Consider the following 1287-nt stretch of genomic DNA (forward strand, 5'->3'; position numbering starts at 1 on the left):
AAAGGGTGATATCTTAAGAACTGTCGTCAAGGACATGCATAAGGAAGTCGATTCTGACACGCTTACACAAGCGTGTTTTGATCAGTGGCGCTTATCAGGGAGGCTGCCAAAAGCACCTTTAGATGAAACTTACTTTGCTCAAGCGAAGGATGAACTTGTCGATTTATCTACCTATATTGAGCGAGCTTTAGCGAAAGAAGCGTCAACTTTGGTTATCGACTTCCAGCTTTCTGGTAAGCGCATAGTTGGTTCACTAGTCCTACTGGATAGCGCTGTTTGCGAGTTTAGTTTGAGCCGGAGTTCGCCAGCGTTGTTCTTTTCTAGCTGGGTAAAACATGTTGTGGTCAACTATCTATTTCACCATCAAGTTGCACCGGGTCACGAGACGGGACTTGAGCTAAAAACCGAGTCAAGGTTGATTAATGCAGAGCAAGTAACGATCTTTCCTGAATTGAGTGCTGCTGACGCAAAATCTTATATGGAGGGTTTGCTAGAGCTCTTTACGCTAACAGGGCAAGAAGCACTGCCATTCCTACCGAAGACTGCCTTTAGTTGGATATTTGAAGGCGAGTCAAAAGCGAGAAAAATATTTGAAGGTAACAAACAGGGCTACAACGCGCGTGAAGGTGAAATGGATGACCCTTATTGGCAGCGCTATTGCCTTTATACTGATCACGCCGAGGTTCGAGTTTTACCTGATATAGAGTCGCAGCGACTTGTTAAGCAAGTTGCTGCCTATAAAGAAGAGTTTATTTTCACCGACTTGCAAGGGGAGGTTCTAAAATGAAAACGCTAGACCTCTGTCAGTTCCCGCTTGATTCATTGTCACTAATTGAAGCGAGCGCAGGAACCGGGAAAACCTATGCGGTCGCCAATCTCTACTTACGTTATTTGCTAGAACAAAAGCTCGGGGTAGATGAAATTCTGGTAGTGACCTTTACCGAGGCAGCAACGCAAGAGCTTCGTGATCGAGTCCGTGCACGAATTCAGGAGCTTTCCCAGGTATTAAATGGTGAACCTAGTGACGATGAGGTGCTGAATTATTTGTACCAACAATCATCGGATATTGAGGCAGATAAACTTCGTTTAAGAATCGCAGAACGTCAAATAGACCAATCTGAAATCCATACAATTCATGGTTTCTGTCAGCAGCTTCTGGCGCGTCATGCATTAGATTTAAATGTCGCTTTTACGCAAAACCTGATGGAAGACACCAAGCCTCTGTTGCTGCGGGTCTGTGAGGATTACTGGCGCCAGGAAGTCTTTGCTCTACCACAAGAGTTGTTA

Annotated in this window: 2 protein-coding genes; both read left to right on the forward strand. The window is 44.9% G+C overall.

The genetic code is table 11. The annotated features are described in order from the left end of the window. Positions 1-787: hypothetical protein (locus A3763_RS29020; RefSeq protein WP_197483033.1), on the forward strand; the 787-nt coding region annotated here is incomplete at its 5' end. Next, positions 784-1287 (forward strand): UvrD-helicase domain-containing protein (locus tag A3763_RS21270; RefSeq protein WP_156495234.1); only part of this gene is annotated, 504 nt, incomplete at its 3' end. The genes A3763_RS29020 and A3763_RS21270, both read left to right, overlap by 4 nt.

This window comes from Oleiphilus sp. HI0128 (genome assembly GCF_001635365.1).